The sequence below is a fragment of the Runella aurantiaca genome (assembly GCF_003339505.1).
Classification (GTDB): Bacteria; Bacteroidota; Bacteroidia; order Cytophagales; family Spirosomataceae; genus Runella; species Runella aurantiaca.
In genome coordinates, this window is record NZ_QPIW01000002.1 from 370,929 (window position 1) to 393,986 (window position 23,058).

The following is a 23,058-nucleotide window of genomic DNA, read 5'->3' on the forward strand; positions in this document are numbered from 1 at the left end:
TCAAAGGGAGTCTATAAAACTGCTTTACCGTCGAGAATAGAATTTGGAACGTTCGTCCTTTTTTTTGCCCATTTATCCTCAATTCCGTCACCATTTGACCAGTAGCTTGCATCTTGTTTACGAAAATCATTCTTAACCATAAAAAATCAACAGCCATGAAAACAATCATTTTTGCCATCGCCTTTTTGACTTCCGTAGCTGCCATTGCCCAGGACGGCGTTGAAGATTCAGCCAAAGAAAAATCGTCGAAGATTTATTACACGCAGGGAGGAAACGGTGCTCTTTTGTCGTTTTCGCAAGTAACCCGCAACGGTAAAGAAGTGGGAAGTATTCCGCGTTTTACGCTGTTTTTTAACTTAGGCACCAATGCCAATCTGGACTTGGGAAATCATTTCGGGGTTTTTGGTGGATTGAACCTGACCAATATCGGAATGATTACGGAAGAAGAGATTGTAGGAACGGTTAAAACCGATAAGTTTAAAACCAAACAGCGGGTGTATGCGGTGGGAATTCCGGTGGGGATTAAAATCGGAGATTTGCGTAATTTCTACGTGTATGGGGGAGCCGAAGCGGGTTTTGCCATCAATTACAAACAAAAAGACTTTATCAACGGCGAGAAGGTCGATAAATTTAACGAATGGTTCAGCAATCGTACCAACGCGTTTATGCCTGCCGTTTTTGTCGGATTTCAGGCTAAAAATGGATTTGGGTTAAAAGTGCAGTATTACTTAAATGACTTCCTGAATCAGGGCTTTTCGGAAGGAGGCGCAAAGCCCTACGCTGGTACAGAATCTCAGATTTTCTTCCTGACGTTGGGGTATAATTTCAGCAAGAAATAGTTGGCAGTCTACAGTAGGCAGTAAAAAATTGCATAAATTTTACTGCCTACTGTAGACTGCCAACTGCCTACTATTTTGCTTCTTTCACCAAAAAACAAGAAGCAGCGGCAAACAGCATACAAACACCTGCCAACACAAGGGCGTTGCGAGGGTCATCGCCTAATAACGTTTTATAGAAAAGCGGTACAGTAAGCATTCCGATAAACTGCGGAACGCAGATGAACCCGTTGAATATGCCCATATATACCCCCATTTTTTCTTGTGGGACGGCTTCGGCCAGCATCAGATATGGCATTGACATAATGGAACCCCACATGAACCCAATGATGGTCATACCTGCCAAATAAATCATCTTATCGTTAGAAATCAGCGTCATAAAAAAACCCGCTGCGCCGAGGCACATAAACAGCGCGTGGGTGGCACGGTTGCTTCCGACGGCTTTGGCAATCCGGGGGATAAAAAATGAAACGATCGCGCACGAAATGCTGAACATGGCGAAACAAAGCCCGCCCCATTTGGTCCCTTCTTCAAAACCTGTTGGATTTGAAACGGCATCGGGCGCGTTGAACGCGTATTTGGCCGTAGCCAATGAAAGGTATTGCCACATCAGCGGTAGGCCATACCACGTAAAAAACTTTACCCACCACAATTGACGCATTACCGTAGGCATGGTTGAAAGTGGAGCCAAAATTTCTTTGAATACGGGCAACATCAACACCAAGTACCCGCCAATTAAAATACCTAAGCCCCATTTGAGGCCGTTGGCCAAGCCGCCCGAAAAGTAAGCAAAGCCAAAGGCCAAAACTGCGGCTCCCACGGCTAAGGCTAAATGCCAAAAGGAAATGGATTTTTTTTCTTCTTCCGAGAAAACGTGCGCTTTTTTATAATCATCGTTTTCGGGAGGGTATTCTTTGGTGGTACGCATTGTCCAAAATACCGCCAATAAAATAGAAGCCGCACCTATATAAAATGGATAGCGAACCGAGTTGGGGATACCGTTGGCCAGTTGGTCGTCGGATAGAACCATTGAGATGCCCAAAAGCGGCAAAATATAAGGCATCAGGTTGGCAAGGGTTTGTCCAAAACCCACAAAGAAGGATTGGACCGCAAATCCAACAGGACGCTGTTTTTCGTTGAGCATATCACCCACAAAAGCCCGGAAAGGTTCCATGGCAGAATTGAGGCCCGCGTCGAGAATCCACATCAGGCCCGCTGCCATCCAAACCGCCGAAGAATTGGGCATCAGAATCATGGCAATGCTACCCAAAAGCGCTCCAGCAAGGATAAATGGCCTACGTCGCCCCCAAGTAGGGGACCAACTGCGGTCGGAAACGGCCCCAATGATGGGCTGGAGCAATAAGCCTGTAAGCGGTCCAGCAAGCCAAAGGCCAGGGATAGACGCTTCGTCGGCTCCGAGGTAGCGGAAAATAGGACTCATATTGGCTTGTTGTAAGCCGAAGCCATATTGAATCCCTAAAAACCCGAAACTCATGTTCCAGATTTGCCAAAAGGTTAATTTGGGTTTTTCGTTCATTACATAGGTTAAGTTAAATCGAAAGCAGTGATGCAATTATAGGCATTTCGTCATTAATTGCAAATCTTATGACTTACATTTAAGCGAGAAAAATTTGGATGAAAGTAATAAAAATAAGCAGTCGCTAGTTGTTACTTAGGGGTTGTGTTATTTTCGCTTGTCTATAGCCTTTAGTAATCGTATACAGTATTCTCTTTCAGCTATTACTCAGTCTTGTTTATGAAGTTTTTGCTCTTAATATCTTTGTTCTCGCTTTTTTTGACGGCCGAAGAAACCGCCCTCACCATTGAAATAACCAACATTCGCCACCCGAAAGGCACTTTGCGGTTGGGCGTATTTCGCGCAGGAAATACGTTTGGAAGTACGTACACAAAGCCTGATTTTGGGCAAATGGTGGCGGTATCGGGCAAGGGAGAGACCCGTACCGTGATGAATTTACCGCCCGGGCGTTATGCGCTGGCGTTGTATCATGATATGAATGATAATTGGAAATTAGACAAAAACTTCGTGGGTTATCCCAAAGAGCCTTTTGGTTTTAGTAATAACTATCGTCCAGTATTTACGGGTCCTAATTTTGAAGATTGCGCCTTTGAAGTGAAAGGCAACGGAACTTCACACCTTAAAATAAAGCTGCTGAATTAGGCGGTTTTTTACTGGACAGAAACCTTGGTGGTCGTGATTGTTCTTTTCAATTGAAAAATACCTCGTCCACAAAGACCCACGCGGGTTGTCCTTTGCCCGGATGCCATGCGGGAAGTTTTGCTACTGGCCGTGCCACAATTTTAATGACGCTGTATTTACCTTCTTTCAATTGGCTCTGGATAGCTTCTATGCGAGCTGACTGGTCTTTGGTCGGTTGTTCGGGTAAAATTTTCTGCAACAGGGTCAAATGGGCTTTGTCGCTGCCGCCCCATACTTCGACCGAAGCCGGCGGGAAAATAAAGCCGCCGATGTTTTTGCCGATACTCAGCGTCACTGCTTTGACTCCCGTAGGTTGGGCAAACGTAAACAGTGCTTCAAAAGGTTTTTCACGGTAGCCAAGCCAAGCAGGATTCTTAAAATCGCTGGCTTCGCCTTTTTTCTGATTGATGAGGGTATTGCTGCCTTCGCCTTGGTACTGAGGGTTGGGTTCGTTTAATAATTCAACAAGGGTAGGGCGATAGGTTCCTTTGAAAAACGTGTACTCGACCACGTCGCTGGCGTACCAGTTGTCTTTGGTTGCGCGGGCTTTCACCACGGTATAGCCGGTGAGGGCAATCGGTTTTTTGTATACCGATGAGGCGGTAGAATCAGGGACGGAGCCATCAATCGTATACCGAATCGTGACGCCTTTGAGGGGATGTTTGAAGGTAACGGGCGTTTGCTCGGCCAACACAAACTTCTCATTGACTAACATTGGAGGATTGAGCTTTAACTTTTCAGATTCTTTGGGAACATAGCCCAATTCAAAGCGAATCTTAGGGTGTTGTTTTTTCAATTCGACCAGTTCTTTCTCCGAAATGGGCGTATTCCAGATAAACACTTCCTGAAGATTGGGCAGATTCCCGATGTCTTTGAATGACTCTTTAGTCACTTTTGTACCTGACAATGACAAGGATTTTAAGCCCGTCAGCGTCTTAAATGCCGACAGTGTTTTGCCCGTAATGTCTGAATTATTCAAGTTCAGTTTTTCTAACTTTTCAAATTTGGCAATGGTCGCCAAATCCGCGTCTTTGATGGGCATGTTTGATAAATTCAGCACCACCAATTGTTGTTTGATGTCCGACAACTCGCCCAACTGCTCCGGTTTATACGCCTGACGCACAAAGAAATCAGCCTGCAAAGCGGGTGAATTGTGCGCCAGAGGAAACACCACCCGGAAGGGATTGTTGAGTTTTTCGAGGGTAGATTCAGACGCCGGTTCAAAAGTGTAAACCGCTACATTTTCCGTTTTCCTTTCTCCTTTTTCCAAAAATGCTTTTATTGGGTCGTTGGCTGCCAAGGCTTTGATGGGCTTTTTGACATCGGCTCCGCTCTGCACCCAGGCCGTCAGCAAACCGATTTCTTGCGGGGTCAGCTGGGCTTTTCCTCGGGGAGGCATGTGCTTTTTATCGTCGAGCGGCAGGTTCGCGCGTTGGATAATGTGGCTGTTGAGGGCGTCGCCGGCTACCCATATCGGGCCGTTTTTGCCGCCTTTCAGTAAGCCCGCCACGGTGGTCATGAGCAGTTCGCCTTTGGTCTTTTGCTCATTATGGCATTGAAAGCATTTGGCCTTCAAAATGGGTTGGACGGCGGCTTCAAACACTGGGGTGTCGTCGGTGATGGTAAGGGGTGCGTCGCCATCTTTGGCGGGAAATAGATAATCTTCGCCGTGCGTGAGGCTGGCCCCAAAATGCCCCGTTACGGCCAAAACAACCGCACTAAGCGCCAAAACTGCGTTAAATATTGCTTTTCGTTCAATGGATTGTTGATGCAATAAAACCAAGCCATACGCCAGAAAACTCAGGCCGATTCCCGTGTATTTGTGCCAATTGAGCAAGTCGGCGGTGTAGCCTTCTTCGCGTGATAAAAAGAATCCCATCAACGCAGTTAAGGAAGCAGTTAAGGCAGTCAATGACAGGATAAAGCCCAACAATTTGTTAAAATTTGCCCCTTCAAATTCATTTCTGAATATCCACAGCAATCCCGTCAAGATCAATAAGCCAATGGGCAAATGGAGCAGCATGGGGTGCATTCGGCCCACGGGTTGCAACCACGTCGGAAGGATGACTTTGTCCTGAAATACCAATAAAAACACCAATAAGGCGTGAATGGCCGAAAGTAAGTAAGAGGTTAGGTTTTGAAAACGAGGCATTTTTGGAAAAAGTGTCGGTTTAGGCAGTCGCTCGCGTCCCGCGAGCGACTGCATTTTAAATTTCACTGACTTGCAACGGTGAATCAGCACAGGCACTACTGTGTTGGCTAAAAGAAATTGAAAATAAATCGTTTCTCAACTTTGGTAAAAACTTGGTTAATTTCGCCATCAGAAAACCCTAACTCTTTTAGGATATGACATAAAATTATAGCCTCCATTTTTCGCATTAATTTTACCAAATCAGAGGTACTTACTATATCATTTGCATATTTTATTTTGTTTAGATGCATTTGATAATGCCTATTATTTTTAGCCACTTTCCACCATTTTTTATAATCTCCTATTATTTCACCAAATTTAGAGATGTGCATAAACGGTTGAACAAGAGGTGATATGACATTTTCAGGCGTGTCTTTTTCTAACCTCCAATGATATAGTCCCTCCAAAGCAATATACGACTCTCGGAAATGATAATCATATATGGGTTTTGCTGTGTAAGTTGTATAGAGCAGGTTGATTACTTCTGGCATTTCTTCGCATATATGAAGCCATTTTTCAATAACTTCACCGAGCCTATTTTCTAAATCTTCCAATTCAAATAGAACATATCCCTTTGACGGTGGTCCAAAAGAATTTCTGGAATATAGTCTTCCTATATTATAAACGCTCTTTAAATCTGAACGTTCTATTCTTAGTTGCTCATAAACACATTTACCTCCCAAGACAACTGAAAAAAATACCCTTAAAAAATTTATTTTCTTCATTAAAGTCTCGTAAGGAATCAAAGATTTATCCTTTGAGATAATATTAAACCAGAGCTGTTTGCTGGCATTAAAATCATTGATTGAATGATGTAAATTAAATCCAGTAGAAATACGTCCTTCCAATAAATCATTTATTGAAAATGTTATTGCCTCAGAGGAGTATTGAATAGTAGTACTTAGTAGAGTGTTTTTATCTGAAACATCTTTAACTTCATAGGCTTTCAATTGCCGAAACCATTCATTTATATTGCTGAGTTTTACTCCTAACTCACTAAATTGAAAATCCTCTTCATTTTCAAGACAGAACTGCCCTGCCACTATCGTATCAGATTTTAATCTATAATAACTGATGCCATTGGGCTGATTTTGGGTACTATTGTATAGTGTTGCTCTATATAATGTAAAACCTTCACCATTAGCAGAGCCTCTTATTGCTTGATAAGTTTTGTGCTTTTCAAATTCTTTATGTTGTTCATTCTGAAAAATCTCTAAAATTCCTCCTTCAGATTTTGAAAATGTGAGACGGCCGGGCCATTTGGTTTCAGAATGTTCTGGAATCCACCAAAATCCCAAAACGTCAATCTCTAATTCTTCATTCATATCTCAAGCGTTATGCAATCAGCCCCGGAATTACTTTTCCGGCTACATCCGTCAGGCGGTAGCGGCGGCCTAAGTGTTTGTAGGTCAGCTTTTCGTGGTTCAGTCCCATGAGGTGCATGACGGTGGCGTGGAAATCGTTGATGTGTACCGGGTCGCGAACGATATTGTACCCAAAATCGTCGGTTTCGCCATAAACGGTGCCCGGTTTGACGCCGCCGCCGGCCATAAAGGTGCAATAGGCGCGGGGATGATGATCGCGGCCGTAATTGTCTTTGGTAGCCGTGCCTTGGCTGTAGTTGGTACGGCCAAATTCTCCGCCCCAAATGACCAAGGTTTCGTCGAGCAGGCCGCGTTGTTTCAAATCGGTAATCAACGCCGCCGAAGCGCGGTCGGTATCTTTGGCCTGAAGGGGCATTTCCCCCACCATGTTGCCGTGTTGATCCCATCCCTGATGGTATAACTGCACAAACCGAACTCCTGCTTCCGACAGCTTGCGGGCCAAAAGGCAGTTTGCGGCAAAAGTGCCCGGCACCAGACATTCCGGACCGTACATTTTGATGATGTGGTCGGGCTCTTTGCTGAGGTCGGTGAGTTCAGGCACGGCCGTTTGCATGCGGTAGGCCATTTCGTATTGCTGCACTTTGGCCTTGATTTCGGGGTCGCCAAAATCGTCGTAAGCCATGTTATTCAATTCAGAAAGGTTGTCCAGCATCTTACGTCGGGCTGAGCGGTCGGTGCCGGCGGGGTCGTTGAGGTATAAAATGGGTTCTTCACCGCTGCTGAATACCACGCCCTGGTGGGTAGAATCCAGAAACCCGTTGGTCCAAAGTTTGGAATAAACGCCCTGTCCATTGCCTTTGCCGCGCGAAAGCAACACCGAGAATGCAGGAAGGTTTTTGTTTTCGCTGCCCAGTCCGTAGCTTGCCCATGCGCCCATGCTTGGGCGGTTGCCCTGTTGGGCGCCTGTTTGCATGAACGTGAGGGCCGGGTCGTGGTTGATGGCCTCGGTGTTCATGGTTTTAATCATGCAGAGGTCGTCGGCGATGTTGGAGATGTTGGGAAACAACTCACTCATCCACATGCCCGATTGTCCGTATTGTGCAAACTGAAAATGCGAACCTACCAACGGGAATTTGGCCTGATTGGCGGTCATGCCCGTGAGGCGTTGGCCCATGCGAATGGAAGCGGGGAGCTCTTGGCCAGCCATTTTGTTGAGCATGGGTTTGTATTCAAAACTTTCGTATTGCGATGGTGCGCCGTTTTGGAATAGGTAAATCACGCGTTTGGCTTTGGGTGCAAAGTGCGGAATACCCAAGGGCAAGGCGTCGGAGTCGTCGCCCGAGCCTTTGAACAAATCGGGAACGAGCAGTGAGCCGAGGGCTACGCTGCCGATGCCGGCGGTCATTTTACCCAAAAAATGCCGGCGATTTATGTTAAAGCGGTTTTCTAAAAATTCGTTTTTCATTGTAACCACATAGGGGGATAGGAAACATAGGTTTTTGTCGAAAAACCCCTTATTTCATGATAACTTCTTCCAAATTATACACCATCAAAATCGTTTGCATCAGTGCCGCTACCGACGGTCGGTCGGGAATGCGGGCCTGAGGTGCTTCACCTACGCTTAGCAATTTGGCGGCTTTTTGCGGGGCTTTGGCGAGCGCGGCTTTTTCTTCGTCAAAATACTTTCGTATCACATCCAACTCCTTGGATTTGGCTTGACGGCAGACGATTTGGCGGAATGCTTTACTGATTTTATCGTCAACTGAAGATTTTTCCAACGTCAGTTTTTCGGCCAAAACCCTTGCGGATTCCAACACGGTGGGGTCGTTGAGCATCAGAAGTGCTTGGAGCGGCGTGTTGGTGCGGGAGCGTTTGACTTCACATTGGTCGCGGTTGCTGGCGTCAAAAATCAACATGTTCGGCGGCGGAACCGTACGTTTGATAAAGACGTACATACCTCGTCGGTAGAGGCTGTCGCCGTGGTCTTGGACGTAGGTTTTCAGGATGCCCCGCCCGGAAGTTGCTGATTCCCACAACCCTTTCGGTTGGTACGTTTTGACGCTCGGACCACCGATTTCAGGATTCAGTAAGCCACTGCTGGCCAGCACTAAATCGCGCACAAACTCAGCGGGTAGGCGCATTCTGGGGGCACGGGCGAGGAAAACATTCTCGGGGTCTTTGGATAAATGGTCTTTGGTGATGGCAGACGATTGTCGATACGTGGCCGAGAGTACGATTTGTTTGACCAATCGCTTGATGTCCCAGCCGTGGGTCCGGAAATCAACCGCCAGCCAATCCAATAATTGCGGATGGGAAGGAAGCTCGCCCTGCATTCCAAAATCGCCAACTGTTTTGACAATTCCCCGTCCGAAAAACTCCTGCCACATCCGGTTCACAAACACACGGGCGGTCAGGGGATTTTTAGGGTCCAGCATCCATTGGGCCAGTCCGAGGCGGTTTTGAGGGTATTTTTTAGGATCAAAAGGAAGAATAAAATTAGGCATATTGGCCGTGACAACATCGCCGAGTTGGTCATAATTCCCACGGTTCAAAATGTGCGTAGGGCGCAGGGTATCTTTGTCCTGCATCACCATGACCAATACCGCTGCCGTGTCGGTTTTATTCACAAATTTCAGAATGTCTTTGACATCTTTTGTCGTAATTTTCATGTTTGGCGGGTCGGCAAAATTGGCGTCAATGGTGCCGAAAAGCCCTTTTTCGGGGACTTGGTTGAAAAATGCAAAGGCACTGTAATAATCTTTTTGCAAAATAGGATCGTACTTGTGGTCGTGGCATTTGGCGCATTCGTAGGTGAGCGCCAAAAACGTTTTTCCGTAAGTGTTGGTCCGGTCGGTCACGTACTCAATGCGATATTCCTCGTCGATTACACCGCCTTCCTGCGTTATTTTGTGGTTGCGGTTAAAGCCCGTGGCCAGCATCATTTCCTTGGCTGCGGGGTCATCGGCTTTTTTGCCCTGTTGTTTGACCAACAGGTCACCTGCCAATTGCCACGTTACAAATTTATCGTATCCATAGTTTTGGTTGAAAGCATGAATGACCCAATCGCGCCACGGCCACATTGTGCGGAGACCGTCATCCTGATAGCCGTGGGAGTCGGCATAACGAGCGGCATCGAGCCACGGGAGTGCCATTTTTTCACCGTAGTGCTTACTTTTCAGCAATCCATCCACCACTTTTTCGTAGGCGTTTTCGGATTTATCTTTCAAAAAACGCTCTTGTAATTCAAATGAAGGGGGCAGGCCCGTAATGTCAAGCGCTACGCGTTTGAGCAGGCGTTCTTTATCGGCTTCTTCGTTGGGAGAGAGGCCGTTCTCGTCCATTTTGGCCAGCGTAAAACGGTCAATTTCGTTTTTAGGCCAAGCTTCATCGCTTACTTCGGGGAGCTTGGGCGTGGTGGGGGCGATAAACGCCCAGTGAGGCTTGTACTTGGCTCCTTGTTTTATCCATTTTTCGATAAGGGCAATTTCGTGCTCGGTCAGCTTGAGGTTAGATTCCACCGGCGGCATCAGTTCGGCCGTGTCCTTGGTCGTAATCCGGAGCCAAACGGCCGAATTATCCAAGTCGCCGGGCACGATGGCGTGTTGCTTTGGATTGTCTTTCAGTGCGGCATAGGCCGCAGCTTCCGTATCAAGACGCAGATCGGCCTCGCGTTTGTTGGCGTCGGGGCCGTGGCATTTAAAGCAACGGTCAGAAAGAATCGGCCGAATGTGGTAATTGTAGTCCACCTCGTCAGGAATGGACGCCGCTGCCGCGCCCCCCCGATTGAGAAAGCAAGCCGTTGTGACGCACGCTAACGCAACCACAATACCGATTAAAAGCCTGTTTTTGAGCAAATAAGACTTTGCCGAGGAAAATATTTTCACGTTAAGGATCGGAACAGTTTATAATAAGTACAAATATATTTTAAAAAATATTAAAAACTAATTTCTACTCCTTGACGTCAAATAATTTCTGCAAACACTACTTTATGATAAATTTCGGAAAGGTCAATCACACAGTCGCCAATCTGAATAGCGGTATCATTTTCACTGTAAGTATGGCTCAGCCACTCGGCTTCGCTCAGTTTTTTGATCACTTCTACTTTCTTCTTTTTTGAGGAAACCAGTACGTATTCACGGAAAGAAGGGCTGGTTTTGTAACAATCAAATTTTTCGAGGCGGTCGTAACTTTCGGTGGAATCTGACAACACTTCGACATTAATCTCGGGATTTTCGAGCGCACCTAAGCCGTTGGGTGCTTTTTCGTACACAGGGTTTTTGCAAACAATGACCAAATCGGGAAAGACGTATTTTTGACAACCTTCTATTTTTATGAGTTGGTGGCTTGTTAAAACGAGACATTCTCCTGAACGAAGACAATTTTCAAGTGCGGCAGAAAGTGTGACACATATTCTGTTGTGGGCAGGTTGCGCGCCTGCCATGGCTACTACTTCACCCGAGTGGTATTCGAGTTTAATGTCTGATTTCTGAAGTAAATCAAAGTATTCTGCCACAGTTACCGACGTTGATGTTTGCATAGCTTCGTCTTTTTTACCGAAAATACAAGATTTCGGGTAGTTGACAAAGGCGGAAAGCATTTTCGAGAAAGTCCAACTCCCCGCGTTTTTTACTAACTTTGCCTTTTAATTTTAAAGACACATGGAAACAACTCTTTTGAGTCGTATTACGCTAAATCCAAATGTAGGTCACGGAAAGCCTACCATCAGGAATACGCGTTACTTAGTAGAGGGTCTTTTGGAATACCTTGCCGCCGGCGATAGTATTGACGAGGTCTTAGAGTCCTTTCCCGATTTAGAAAAAGAGGACTTATTGGCTTGCCTTCAATATGCATTGGCTACTTTGAAAGTTCAGGGGGCAAATTTAGCGGCATGAAATTTCTCATCGACGCTCAACTTCCGCCTGCCTTAAAATTTGTCTTTTCGAGCCGTGGTTATGAGGCATGTCATACGCTTGATTTACCTCTTAAAAATGATACTCCTGATCAAGAAATAGTAGCATTGGCTGAACGGGAAGGGTACATAGTAATTACAAAAGACAAAGATTTCTACAATTCGTTTGTTTTAAAGCATCAGCCTGAAAAGCTTATTTTGGTACGAGTCGGAAATATTCGAATAAAAGACTTAAAGGCTATTTTTGAAAATAACTTTGATAAACTTCTGCACCTTCTCAACCATAAAGACCTCGTCATTGTTGGGATTGATAAAATTGACATACACATTTAGATGAAAATTTATTGGCGCATTTTACAGTACGCGCGTCCGTTGAGCCGATACGTGGGGCCGTACTTTATTACTTCATTATTGGGTAGCTTGTTTGGGGTGCTCAATTTTACGTTGATTCAGCCTTTGTTGGATGTTCTTTTCGGAAAAGCAAAAATCCCTGAGCAGTTGGTTTTTCCGTCGTTTCGATTCGATGCGGCTTACCTTGTGGATTTGTTTCAGTACTATTTCGGACATGCCATTCAGGATTACGGCAAATACGGCGCGTTGCAGTTTGTGTGCGGAGCCATCATGATCTGTGTGTTGTTGTCCAACGTCTTCAAGTATTTTTCCATTCGTATCATCGAAAATTTCAAAGCCTATACCGTGTCGCAATTGCGGCAGGCGGTTTTTGATAACGCTATTCGGCTGAGCTTATCGTTCTTTTCCAATGAGCGTAAAGGTGATCTTATTTCTCGGGTAACTACTGACGTTCAGGAAATTGAGAACTCGCTGGGGCGGGCGTTCAGTGCGTTGTTTAAAGAGTTCTTTACGCTGATCTTCTATTTCGTAACGCTGTTTGCTATGTCGGTCAAGCTGACCTTTTTTACGCTCATCGTGATTCCGCTGTCGGGCATTATCATCGGCACGTTGGCAAAAAAACTCAAAGAATCGGCGTCGGAAGTGCAGCAGCGGTTGAGCAATATCATCAGCGTGTTGGATGAAACCTTCGGCGGCATTCGGGTCGTGAAGGGTTTTAATGCCGAAAAGGTCATTCAAAAACGCTTTGCCACCGAAAATCAAGGCTATCGTCATTCCTTATTACGGATGGTTTTTCGGCAGGAATTGGCCCCACCCATGTCGGAATTTATGGGCGTGGCTGTAGTGGCGGGCATTTTATTGTACGGAGGCTCGATGGTGCTATCGGACAATTTTGAGCTGTCGGCGTCTACTTTTGTGACGTATATCATCATCTTTTCGCAGGTCTTGCGACCCGCCAAAGAAATCTCCAACGCTGTCAGCGGAATTCAGCGCGGGGTAGCATCGGGAGAGCGTATTATGCGCCTCATTGATACCCCCGTTGACGTAAAAGATGCGCCGAATGCCGTACAGGTGAAAACTTTTAACCACGTCATTGAATTTCAAAATGTCTTTTTTGAATATGAAAAAGGCATTCCTGTTTTGCAAAATATTTCGTTTACGATTGAAAAAGGCAAAACCGTGGCCTTGGTGGGCTCTTCGGGCGGCGGAAAATCGACGGTGGCCGATATGGTGCCGCGTTTTTATGACCCTACTGAAGGAAAAATTTTAATAGACGGTGCTGACCTGCGCGACGTGACTACAAAATCCCTGCGCGACCAAATGGGCATCGTGACGCAGGAATCCATTTTGTTTAACGACACCATTTTTAATAACATCGCATTTGGAACTGACGCTTCGGAAGAACAGGTGATTGCCGCCGCTAAAATCGCCAATGCGCATCAGTTTATTGTGGAACAAAATGATGGTTATCAGACCGTTATCGGCGACCGTGGTACAAAACTATCGGGTGGGCAGCGCCAGCGCCTGAGCATTGCCCGAGCGATTCTGAAAAACCCGCCGATATTGATTTTGGACGAAGCCACTTCGGCATTGGATACCGAGTCCGAAAAATTGGTACAGGAAGCCTTGACCAATTTGATGAAAAACCGCACAACGCTCGTGATTGCGCACCGCCTCAGCACGATTCAACATGCCGATGAGATTTTGGTATTGAGCGGCGGAAAAATCATCGAACGCGGCACGCACGACGATTTGTTGACGGATGAAAAAGGTTTTTATCGAAAGTTGAGCCTGATGCAAAGCTAGTAGGGGCAGGCCCGCAGCGGCGGCCGCTCGCGTCTACCCGTTGGCGTCTGCCTGTTTTGAGAACCGCAAAACAGAAAAATAATAAATGTAAAATGTAGGGGTAGGCCGCTTGCGTCTGTCTGGTTACCGCGTCTGCCCGTTTTGGGAACCGCAAAACAGAAAAATATAAAATGTTAAATGTAGGGGCAGGCCCGACAGAGAAAACCGTCAGACGATTTTCTTCAAAAACTCCACGTATTCTTACTGTGGTTGTAAGGCTCTAAAGAAAACTTGAAACCATTTCTGACGCCGAAATCGTTGGATTGGCCAATAACATAATACGCACCGAGACGTATCCGTTCGCGGCCTATTTTGAAGACCCGGTTCAATCCAAAAAATACTTCTGAATATTGGTATTTTCGTTCGGGAACGTACAAAAACCCAGCACCCGCTACTTCTCTGATTTTGGTTTTATTGAATAACGGTATTTTGCTCGTCAAAAAACCGTTGAATTGATGCACGTAATGCGATTCAAAATACCAGTTGAATACGGGGAATGTCTTGGGAATCAGTTGGTAGGTAAGCATGGCGGGCGAGAAAAAATAGTTGTCGCCGCCCCGCATATACTTGTAATCCATCACCGCTAAGCTGGTGGTATCCAGAAACTTTCCAACGTTGAGGCGGTATTCGGAAGTGCCGATAATGCCCACATTGAAAGTTTGTCGGACGGAGGCTGACAAGTGAGTAAATACGTTGTTGTTTTGCCCTTTAATGGGCCAGGCACGGTCTATATTAACGCTGAAAGTGGGGTATTTCGAGCCCAGAATTACTTTTTCGTTGGGTTCTCTCAAATACAATTGCCGAGGGGTATATTCGATGCCGATGTTGGTTCGGTAGACGTGGCTAGTGGGGAAAGGTTGCGGAGTATTGTTACTGAAAATTCTATCGCCCAAAGACCCAAATTTAAAATCTGCCAAATCGCTGCGGTTTTCATAATATAGTTGCGTGTTGAGATAAAAGCCGTTAAAAAGCTCAGTGCGGTGGCGAATCTCCGCAAATTTATTCTGATAAAAATTGCTGCGTCGAGCTATATCGCTCAGGGTGGCAGCGCCGTTGATGACATTAAAACCCGACCCGACCGCGAAGTAGATGTTTGATACTTTTAGCGGATTGTAAAAATAATTCAGGTTGATATAGCCTTTAAGGTCTTGATTTTTAAAGCCATAGGTAAGATTTGTGTTTATCCATACCTGCTTTCGGTTTTCATGACGCTTGTAGTAGCCCAAACCATAGCGAATACGCCAGCCACCAATGGCCAAAGGGTCAATAAGCCCTAAAATCGGGTCAAAATACCAATTGTTTTTCTTCTCACGGTTGATGTGCCCCATACCCAAATACAGGATTTTTGGGAAGGTGATACGGTTGTAAATCTTGTCGATAGAATCCAAATACGCTTTTGACGTATGCAGAATTTCCAGTCGTTCTTTTTCCTTGATAACCCGTTGCTCGTCTTTTGTGAGTGGATGCGGCCTGATTTTTTCCCAGAAGACAGAATCTCTTTTGTAGGCATTGTCGGTGGTTACGCCTACTTCATCTCCAAAAAAACGTTTGGGCAGGCTCAAATCAAATTCGTAATTGGAGTGAATGACTTCGGTCTTGCCAGATTTTTTCGTTCCGCCTTCTTTCACTTTCCACGTGTAGGTAATTTTTGAGGTAACCCACCGATTTTGAATGTTTTCAAATTCCTGCTTCACCCCAAATTCATCATAACGCAACAGTCCGCGTTTGGTTAATTTCAAATCTACATTTCGCAGTACCCATTGATCTTCCAGCACTTCTATTGTACCCTCATATAGCGCGTTGCCCAACGCTCGGGGCGTGACTTTGATTTGGTAAATCTTATCCTGCCCCACAAAATAATACTTGAGCAACTGAAATTTGTAACTCAGAAAGGTAAGGTCGCTCAGCGGTGATGTAATCTCATTATCGCCTATTTTGGCGATTTTTTGGTGGTTTTGATAAAAATTAAACTCTCCGTCGGTAACTGATTTGAAAAAAAGGGTGCTTTGGTCACCTATTTTCTTCACGGCTTCACGCTCTTCTTTTTGCTGACCCGTGTTGCTTTGGTGTCTGATGAGTTGGCATTCAAAAATGTTGAGGTTGGGAATGCTGTCTTTTTTGGTGGGTGCTTTGTCGCTTAGTTGAAGCTGTTCGCTTGGATTGGGCGGCAAATCTTCGTCTTTCTTTTTTACAACTTTCTTTTCAACGACTTCCACACTTTTGATGTATGCCTTGGCTTTGTAATTTTGGTATTGGTTTAAAACAGCTTCCTTGTTTTCAAGCACTTTTTTAATGACCTCATACGACTCATCTTTTCGCTTGACCTTCACAATCACCTCTTCCAACTGTTTATGGTCAATTTTCAGGAAAATATTTTTCACCAGATCTTTACTCGCCACCACTTCAAACATCTCCGTTTGATAAGCCATGGAAGAAACTGAAATGCGGTTCAGACCTTCCAATAGTTTGATCTCGTATTTTCCTTGTGCATTGGTTACGGTGCCCGTATTGGTATTTACTACGCGAATGGAAGCGCCCGCCAACGGCTCGTTGTTTTCTGAATACACGTAACCCCGCAGGGTATAGTACTCTTGAGAAAAGGATAAAAAAGGCAGCAGAAAAAGGCTGGTCAGCAGTAGTTTGTTTTTCAAAAGGCTGTAGTTAAAGTGTTTATCGTACGATTTGCACCTTTTGAAAAAACGTCGGAAAGGGAGTTTTTATTTTCTTATTGGATTATTTGATGCTTGCATCTAGTATGTACAGGCAATGAGGCAGAAAAGCTGAGTGCTGAATCTTTAAAAAATGATATTCAGTGGGTCACCATTTTCTGTAAAAAGCACGTTGCTCAAATGCCCGATTTCGGCGTAGCCGTTGCTGTCAAACGCCAAACCTTCAAAAATGGCTTCAATTTCATAGGCATGCACTCGGCGATGGAACGGTTTGAGCGTGCCGCCGTACTCACCAGCCGCTACGCCAGGATTCCATTGTAAATGGGCATCGACAATCGTGCCGCGCGGAGCCATAATGCCGGGGTTGCCCAAGCCTCTGAAATCAAAACGCTCGGGATGGTCAAGTCCTAGGGCGTGACCGAATTCGTGGGCGGCGGTGGTAGAGTCCCCCAAATTGTCGGACGTAATCCAGTGCCCAACGTTGTCGCCTAAACCAAAGCCCATGAACGAACGTGTAACGTGATTCTGGGCTTCGAGGCGAATGAAATTATAACGAAAATTGGTATTTTTTATGGCTAACTGAATCACTTCTTCAAAACTAACCACTTCATAATCAATGCGTATGTGGACTTCGTAGGGCTCGCCGTCGAGGTTGGCGCTGGCCTTGGGTTCGTGGTACATGTCACGAATTTCGGTGGCTATTTTTTTTGCTAACTCTTCCGTGGCTTGGGTGCCGTAGAAAATAAGTTTGGCAGAAATGGTAACGATTTTACTTTGTTCGTTTCGGATTGCTAAAGCGGCCATTTTATGGATTTTAAGAGCAATTCTTAAACGAAAAAAAGCCCTGAACCATATAAGGCATCAAAGGAAATCTAATATTTAGGCAAGTGATACTTCCAATAAAAGGAGAATGGCGTCGTTGGAAAGGGCCTCAAAATCAACCGTGTCTACTCCTTGCAGGGCAAGTCCGTCGCGGGGGTGAAGCAGGCGGTTTTGCACCTCAAAAGCGCCCTCAATAACAAACACAAAAATCCCATGCGTATCGGGATGTTGTACTTCATAAATCCCTTCTTCCCGCCCGCCGAATCGACCAATGTAGGCCCTTGTTTGGGTGGAAATAAGAGGGAGTAATTGATTTTTTTGTTGGAAATCAAACGAGTTTTGGATTAAACTGGCCGTAAATTCTTGCTCATTTCCTGTGAGCCAAATCTGTAAAAAATTGACCAATTCGTCAGGATATGGGTTGGTGATTTCGTACTCCATGCCCTTGGCCGCGGAGAGAATTTGTACCTGCCCCGCTTCTACAAAACCAGTATCGCCTAAGCTATTGCGGTATTCGATGGCGCCTACCAGCGGCAGCAAAATAACCTCCGTATTTTCATCCACCTGCATTTTAAGGCTTTTTTCGGCAGCGAGGGTGTCGTCATTAAAAACCCTCAATCGGCCAAACGGCTGACGGTGTTCGTTATGGTATGCCCCAAAATTGAAGCCATGAAAACTCCGAAACCAATCGGTTTGCGAACAGCCGCGTTGGTCGGCCAAAAAAATCGTTGCTTCAATTTGGGTCATTCCTATCAGAGGTTTTTTTCTTGAACAATATCGTGCTGGCAAAATCATTAGGCACTGACCACTATGGTATGCGTTAAAGCGTATCCATTGGCTACACTGCCTGTTATGGTCGACATTTCATTGGCAAATCCGTCACTGAAAACGTTGTCTCTTTCGTTGGTGGTATCGGCCTTTCCTTTGGTATAAAAATTGGTTGCGGTGGTAAATACCGTGTCACAAACTGAAGCGGGAAAGGCGATTTGTGTAACCAGCAGCGATTTGCCAGCGGCGTTGTAGATGTGAACGTGAATATGCACCGCACGGCCCGAATACCAACCTGGGAAAATCGTGGTGAAGCCCACATTGCCGCTCGCGTCGGTTGTTTGGCGACCCCTTAAAAAATGAACTGCCGTGTAATTGGTACTCTGCATTCCCGTACCGCCGTACTCTGAATAATTGCCGGCGGCATCGCAATGCCAAATATCTACCAAAGCACCTTCGAGGGCTTTACAGTCATTGGCTTTGTTTCTGATGGTAATCGTTGCGGTCATCGGAACGCCCGTACGGTCGGAGCGAATGTCTTTCATTACCAGGGAACTTGGGGTTTTGGTGGGAAATGGCCCTGCGGTCTCGGAAGGAGTAACGTCGCAAGTGCCGCCCGTGGTGCCATTGGTAGACCCCGTAGTGGTGGTAGTGGTAGTAGGGTCAACGTCCGTTTTGCTACAAGCACCCACCAACGGCGTGACGGCGGCAATTCCCAAAAATGACAAACTTTTTTTTAAAAAATCCTTGCGTTCCATGTTCTTATAAATTTTTATAGAGGGGGAGATTGTTTACATCTCTTTATACGTTGAAACCTGCGCTTTCGTTGTGGTAAAGTTTGTATTTGAGGTGAATAGAATGTTTTCTGCGGTAAACGTGAGGGTAAAGTTTAACCCCTAAATCTCTGATAGAAGGGGTTTTGGGGATGCTGGAGTTAATTAACAACCCATACGCCATAACCCAAACAAACGTGTAGAAGTGATGGAAATTTGCGAAAAAAACCGAATGAGGGGAGAAAAATCGGAGGATTAGGCTTCGGTCATTTTGAGCCTTTAAACAACCGAAAAAACTCTTTCTCGTAGCTATTGCCAATCGGAATCTCTTCGCCTGCCAGCGTAATGAGTCTATTACGGACATTTTCAACGCGACGAAAAGGCACAATAAACGAGCGATGTACCCGAATAAAATCCTGCACTGGTAGCTTCTCCATGATTCCTTTCATGGTCATACGCGCTACGACGGGTTTGCTGCCTTCAAGGTGGATTTTGAGGTAATCGTCCAGTCCTTCGATAAAAACGATGTCGGTAAAAGCGATTTTATAAACGCTATAATCCGCTTTGATAAACAGATATTTGGGCGGCTCGGGTGCTTCTGACTTTTGGAGAAACTGCTGATAGTCTTTGGCTTTATGAACCGCTTGTACAAAACGCTCGAACGTAAAAGGCTTCAATAAATAGTCAATGGCGCTCAGATTAAATCCCTCCACGGCGTATTCGGCGTAGGCCGTCGTAAAAATCACCATCGCATCTTGCGGAATGGCCTTGTAGAACTCAATGCCCGACATGGAAGGCATGTTGATGTCCAAAAAAAGCAAATCGACATGGTTTGCGGAGAGGTAATCAAAGGCTTCGTCGGTGCGGGAAAATGTTTTTTGAAGGTCAATAAAATTCACTTGACCGCAGAAATGCGTAATCACGCGGAGGGCAGGTGGCTCGTCGTCTAAGGCAATAGCTTTGAGCATGTTGCTTATAATTCAATGGTTAAATCTACCGTAAAACTTTCGGGAACATCCGTAATGGTCAGCAAATGTTTGGCAGGATACATCAGTTGCAGTCGCGTTTGGGTATTCTCAATACCGATGCCGCTGGAAGTTTCTTCATCGTAAAACACCCGTACTTTTTTGTTGAACGTACGTAAATGTAAACGATTTTCGGCAATAGAAAGCTGAATGTGTACCAGTGATTTTTCCTGCGGATTGACGCCGTATTTGAATGCATTTTCGATGAATGAAATCAAAATCAACGGCGCAATTTGCTGGCCGTTGGGCTTACCCGTGATGCTAAAATCAACGGTTACGGTATCGTCTAGCCGCAATTGTTGCAAGGCTACGTAGTTTTCAACGTACGAAAATTCCTTGACCAGCGGTACCCAATCGGCATCGGCTTCTCGCATGACGTACCGCATCAGCGACGAAAGTTTGACCACAGCATCGGCGGTTTTGGACGACTGCTCAATGGCCAGTGAGTAGATGGTATTGAGCGTGTTGAATAAAAAATGCGGATTGATTTGGGCCTTCAAAAATGACAATTCGGTGTTGAGCTTCTGGCGTTCGGTTTCCCGTAAACGGTCGTTGATACGTAACGAAAGCGAAACAAACACCCCCACCAAAAACAAAAACAGCGCATGACTCAGCTCAAAGCCAAAAGGCGGTTTTTCTTGCGTAGCCCTCGGGGGAGGCGGGGGCATTTGCGGGCCTTGAGCGTCAAATTTAGGCGGAAGTTGGTGGGCTGTTTTAAGTTCCGAAGGCGGTGGGCCAGCAGGGGCGGTGTGTTGAGGGATTAAATACTGGCGGTCTACCGAGACGAGCATTAACACTACCACCCCAAAGCAAAAAAGTGTACTTCCTGCATAAAAAACGTACTTTTTGGCAAAATAGAGCTTAGGAATCAGGACGTAATAATTCAGGTAAAAGACCCCCAACATGAATAGATAAGCCAGCAGGTTGGTCTGTTCGTGAGGATTGTGCGCGATTTCGGCAATCTGAGAAAAGCCTTTTGGCACAAAAATATAGGGCAAGGCCAAAAACGATACACCGCACAAAAGATGAATCGCAATGGTCCAATAGGTTCTGTTCATTGGCAGGGATAATTTGGGTTGAAAGGTAAAAAACAAAGCCCTTGGCGCGAAATTTTTGAGGTGATAAAGTAGAATCCGTAGGTGAAACGGCTTGTATCACCGAAAAAACACGGAGATTTGGGCGCTGGAAGACAATCCCTTGCTAAACTTATCTAATATTCAACTTTATATTCACTCGTATGGCCAACGAAGTAATTATTCAAATTAGCAGCAAACTTAAAGACTATCGCAAGTCCAAAGGGATTACCATTCAACAGCTGGCCGACCGTGCGCAGGTAAGCAAAGGCCTGATTTCTCAAATCGAAAACAACCGGACCATTCCCTCGTTATTGGTGCTTATCAATTTGATTCGTTCGCTGGGCGTGGATTTGAACGATTTTTTTGCCGACGTTGAGCAGGCCTCCGAAAGCAAAGTGGTGGTGAAACGCAACGAAGATTATCAGAAGTTTGAAAAGGAACAATCGAAGGGGTTTGTCTACAAACGGGTAATGACCCGCACTATTCAGAGCTTGCCCACCGACATCGTTTTATTGGAATTAGCCCCCAAAGCTACACGCTCTTTTATGGTCAAAACTAACGCATTTGAATATAAATACATCATCAGCGGATACGTAGAATATACCGTTGGCGACCAAAAATACACCCTGCAAGCGGGAGATTCCATCTTCTTTGATGCCAACCTACCGCATAAACCAACCAACATCGGCGATACTACCGCTACCATGTTGGTCATGTATTTTTTCAAGGAATAGCGCAGATACCGATTTTATTTTGTTGCTTGTGGTTACTCATCAATCAAAAGGCATTGATGTTGTCTACACTCAAACGCTGTTCCAATGAATAATTTGATTTATGTACTGATTGTGGGTGCCATCGCTGGCTGGATAGCTGGTGAAATCAAGCGTGGTTTCGGCTATGGTTTGTTCGGAAATATCATTGTCGGTATCCTCGGCGCATTTGTCGGAAATTGGCTTTTTGCCCAATTGGGAGTTTCGTTGGGTGCTGGTCTCGTCGGCGTAATTCTAACCGCCGTTGTGGGGGCTTTGGTCTTACTTTTTGTGGTAGGACTCGTCAAGCGACGATAGTACACAGAAAAAAATATGTTGTAAATAGCCGGCAACTGCCGGCTATTTGTATGTGTGATGGGTCTTAAAATGAAAAGAGTTGCTTTAATAGTGCGGAGTTCACTTTATCTTTGCCGACGTTATTTACCCATTTACTTCATGAAACACGCATTCTTTTTATCCTTGTTTTTTGCTTCAGTTCTCCTTTTCGGGCAAACTCCCCGAATCGATGCCAACCGTGTGGCCAAGCATATCAATTATTTAGCCTCCGATAAAATGAAGGGGCGCGGAACGGGCAGCAAAGAAAACGCCAAAGCGGCCAAGTACATCATCAAACAATTCAAAAAACTTGATTTAACCCCCTTGGGCACAGACGGCTACCGTCAGCCTTTTACGGCAAAACTTAGGCGTATAGTCGTGCCCGACAGCATTCGTCCCGCCAACAACGTCATCGGTTTTTTGGACAACGGTGCTCCTTATACCATCGTCATTGGTGCGCATTACGACCACTTGGGCACGGGAACGCAGGGTAGCTCGCGGGATAAAGCGCCGCAGGGAAAAATCCATAACGGTGCCGACGACAACGCCTCGGGCGTGGCAGGGCTGCTGGAATTGGCCCGCTATTATGCCCAAAACGAAGTCAAAGAACCCTACAACTTCCTGTTTATTGCCTTTGGAGCCGAAGAACTGGGCTTGGTTGGGTCGCGGTATTTTGTGAATAATCCGACCTTGCCGTTGGATAAAATCCATTTCATGAGCAACATGGACATGATTGGTCGCTACAACGCCGACCGGGGCGTGGGCATCGGCGGCTATGGCACAAGCGATGCGTGGCCAGAAGTATTTAAAGAAGTGAAAGGAAGCGTTAAATTCTTTACCGACCGTTCAGGGAGCGGCGGAGCCGACCACGCGCCTTTTTACGCCAAAAAAGTACCCGTTTTGTTCTTCCACACGGGCGGCCACGACGACTACCACATGCCTACCGACGACCCCGAAAAAATTGACATTCCTTCTGCCGTCGGGATTCTGGATATTCATATTCAGCTGATTGAAAACGCAATGAAGTTGCCCAAGTTGGGGTACACCGAAGTGAAGTAGGTTTCAACGTCGGCGAGGACTGCGCGTCTGCGGTTCTAAACCTCGCCGACGTTATAATTTATACACAACTTGCTTTATACCAAAGTAATCTAACTTCAACCTAATT

The 23,058-nt window shown here is 45.7% G+C and carries 20 protein-coding genes; 8 read left to right on the top strand and 12 right to left on the bottom strand.

All coding sequences use genetic code 11. The features are described 5' to 3' along the window. The first annotated feature begins 155 nt into the window (after positions 1-155). Complete coding sequence (locus DVG78_RS04710) at positions 156-839, top strand: hypothetical protein (protein ID WP_114459891.1); 684 nt, start codon at positions 156-158, stop codon at positions 837-839. Between the two features lie 70 nt (positions 840-909). On the opposite strand, the gene DVG78_RS04715 is transcribed toward DVG78_RS04710, so the two are convergent. Then, positions 910-2,373: an MFS transporter gene (locus DVG78_RS04715; protein WP_114459892.1), complete on the bottom strand. Its 1,464-nt coding sequence runs from the start codon at positions 2,371-2,373 to the stop codon at positions 910-912. A gap of 219 nt (positions 2,374-2,592) precedes the next feature. Here DVG78_RS04715 and DVG78_RS04720 point away from each other — a divergent pair, with 219 nt between their 5' ends. Next, a complete protein-coding gene (locus tag DVG78_RS04720) occupies positions 2,593-3,015 on the top strand; it encodes a DUF2141 domain-containing protein (protein WP_114459893.1) in 423 nt (140 codons plus the stop codon). A gap of 46 nt (positions 3,016-3,061) precedes the next feature. On the opposite strand, the gene DVG78_RS04725 is transcribed toward DVG78_RS04720, so the two are convergent. From DVG78_RS04725 to DVG78_RS04745, 5 genes are all read right to left on the bottom strand, one after another. Next, complete coding sequence (locus tag DVG78_RS04725; RefSeq protein WP_114460049.1) at positions 3,062-5,206, bottom strand: chitobiase/beta-hexosaminidase C-terminal domain-containing protein; 2,145 nt, start codon at positions 5,204-5,206, stop codon at positions 3,062-3,064. A 107-nt stretch (positions 5,207-5,313) separates the two neighbouring features. After that, positions 5,314-6,570: an ApeA N-terminal domain 1-containing protein gene (locus DVG78_RS04730; protein ID WP_114459894.1), complete on the bottom strand. Its 1,257-nt coding sequence runs from the start codon at positions 6,568-6,570 to the stop codon at positions 5,314-5,316. Positions 6,571-6,580: 10 nt separating this feature from the next. Further along, on the bottom strand, positions 6,581-8,035 hold the full coding sequence (locus DVG78_RS04735; protein WP_114459895.1) for a DUF1501 domain-containing protein: 1,455 nt from the start codon (positions 8,033-8,035) through the stop codon (positions 6,581-6,583). A gap of 49 nt (positions 8,036-8,084) precedes the next feature. Continuing rightward, entirely contained in the window at positions 8,085-10,454 is a 2,370-nt protein-coding gene (locus tag DVG78_RS04740; RefSeq protein ID WP_229598132.1) for a PSD1 and planctomycete cytochrome C domain-containing protein, read from the bottom strand. Between the two features lie 77 nt (positions 10,455-10,531). Then, a complete protein-coding gene (locus DVG78_RS04745) occupies positions 10,532-11,107 on the bottom strand; it encodes a Uma2 family endonuclease (protein WP_158549966.1) in 576 nt (191 codons plus the stop codon). Positions 11,108-11,228: 121 nt separating this feature from the next. Here DVG78_RS04745 and DVG78_RS04750 point away from each other — a divergent pair, with 121 nt between their 5' ends. Genes DVG78_RS04750 through DVG78_RS04760 form a run of 3 tightly spaced genes read left to right on the top strand, consistent with a single transcriptional unit; the run spans position 11,229 to position 13,636 of the window. After that, positions 11,229-11,462 (top strand): DUF433 domain-containing protein, encoded by a 234-nt coding sequence (locus tag DVG78_RS04750; protein ID WP_114067273.1) that lies wholly within the window; start codon positions 11,229-11,231, stop codon positions 11,460-11,462. After that, positions 11,459-11,812 (top strand): DUF5615 family PIN-like protein, encoded by a 354-nt coding sequence (locus tag DVG78_RS04755; protein ID WP_114459897.1) that lies wholly within the window; start codon positions 11,459-11,461, stop codon positions 11,810-11,812. Before DVG78_RS04750 ends, DVG78_RS04755 begins: the two co-directional genes overlap by 4 nt. Next, positions 11,813-13,636: an ABC transporter ATP-binding protein gene (locus tag DVG78_RS04760; protein WP_114459898.1), complete on the top strand. Its 1,824-nt coding sequence runs from the start codon at positions 11,813-11,815 to the stop codon at positions 13,634-13,636. 221 nt (positions 13,637-13,857) lie between these two features. Here DVG78_RS04760 and DVG78_RS04765 read toward each other — a convergent pair whose 3' ends face one another. The 6 genes from DVG78_RS04765 to DVG78_RS04790 all read right to left on the bottom strand — a co-directional run bounded on the left by DVG78_RS04765 (position 13,858) and on the right by DVG78_RS04790 (position 20,790). Then, complete coding sequence (locus DVG78_RS04765; RefSeq protein WP_114459899.1) at positions 13,858-16,326, bottom strand: DUF5686 and carboxypeptidase regulatory-like domain-containing protein; 2,469 nt, start codon at positions 16,324-16,326, stop codon at positions 13,858-13,860. A 144-nt stretch (positions 16,327-16,470) separates the two neighbouring features. Beyond that, positions 16,471-17,148: a zinc metalloprotease gene (locus tag DVG78_RS04770; RefSeq protein WP_114459900.1), complete on the bottom strand. Its 678-nt coding sequence runs from the start codon at positions 17,146-17,148 to the stop codon at positions 16,471-16,473. A gap of 75 nt (positions 17,149-17,223) precedes the next feature. Continuing rightward, positions 17,224-17,913, bottom strand: a complete 690-nt coding sequence (locus DVG78_RS04775) for a pirin family protein (protein WP_114460051.1) — start codon at positions 17,911-17,913, stop codon at positions 17,224-17,226. Between the two features lie 47 nt (positions 17,914-17,960). Then, positions 17,961-18,692, bottom strand: a complete 732-nt coding sequence (locus DVG78_RS04780) for a dioxygenase family protein (RefSeq protein WP_114459901.1) — start codon at positions 18,690-18,692, stop codon at positions 17,961-17,963. Between the two features lie 281 nt (positions 18,693-18,973). Next, positions 18,974-19,675: a LytR/AlgR family response regulator transcription factor gene (locus DVG78_RS04785; RefSeq protein WP_199563193.1), complete on the bottom strand. Its 702-nt coding sequence runs from the start codon at positions 19,673-19,675 to the stop codon at positions 18,974-18,976. A 5-nt stretch (positions 19,676-19,680) separates the two neighbouring features. Then, positions 19,681-20,790, bottom strand: coding sequence for a sensor histidine kinase (locus DVG78_RS04790; RefSeq protein ID WP_114459903.1), 1,110 nt, complete (start codon positions 20,788-20,790; stop codon positions 19,681-19,683). A 179-nt stretch (positions 20,791-20,969) separates the two neighbouring features. On the opposite strand from DVG78_RS04790, the gene DVG78_RS04795 reads away from it, so the two are divergent. From DVG78_RS04795 to DVG78_RS04805, 3 genes are all read left to right on the top strand, one after another. Further along, positions 20,970-21,542: a helix-turn-helix domain-containing protein gene (locus DVG78_RS04795; RefSeq protein WP_114067265.1), complete on the top strand. Its 573-nt coding sequence runs from the start codon at positions 20,970-20,972 to the stop codon at positions 21,540-21,542. Positions 21,543-21,626: 84 nt separating this feature from the next. After that, complete coding sequence (locus DVG78_RS04800) at positions 21,627-21,875, top strand: GlsB/YeaQ/YmgE family stress response membrane protein (protein WP_114459904.1); 249 nt, start codon at positions 21,627-21,629, stop codon at positions 21,873-21,875. Positions 21,876-22,013: 138 nt separating this feature from the next. Then, complete coding sequence (locus DVG78_RS04805; protein WP_114459905.1) at positions 22,014-22,952, top strand: M20/M25/M40 family metallo-hydrolase; 939 nt, start codon at positions 22,014-22,016, stop codon at positions 22,950-22,952. Positions 22,953-23,058: the final 106 nt, after the last annotated feature.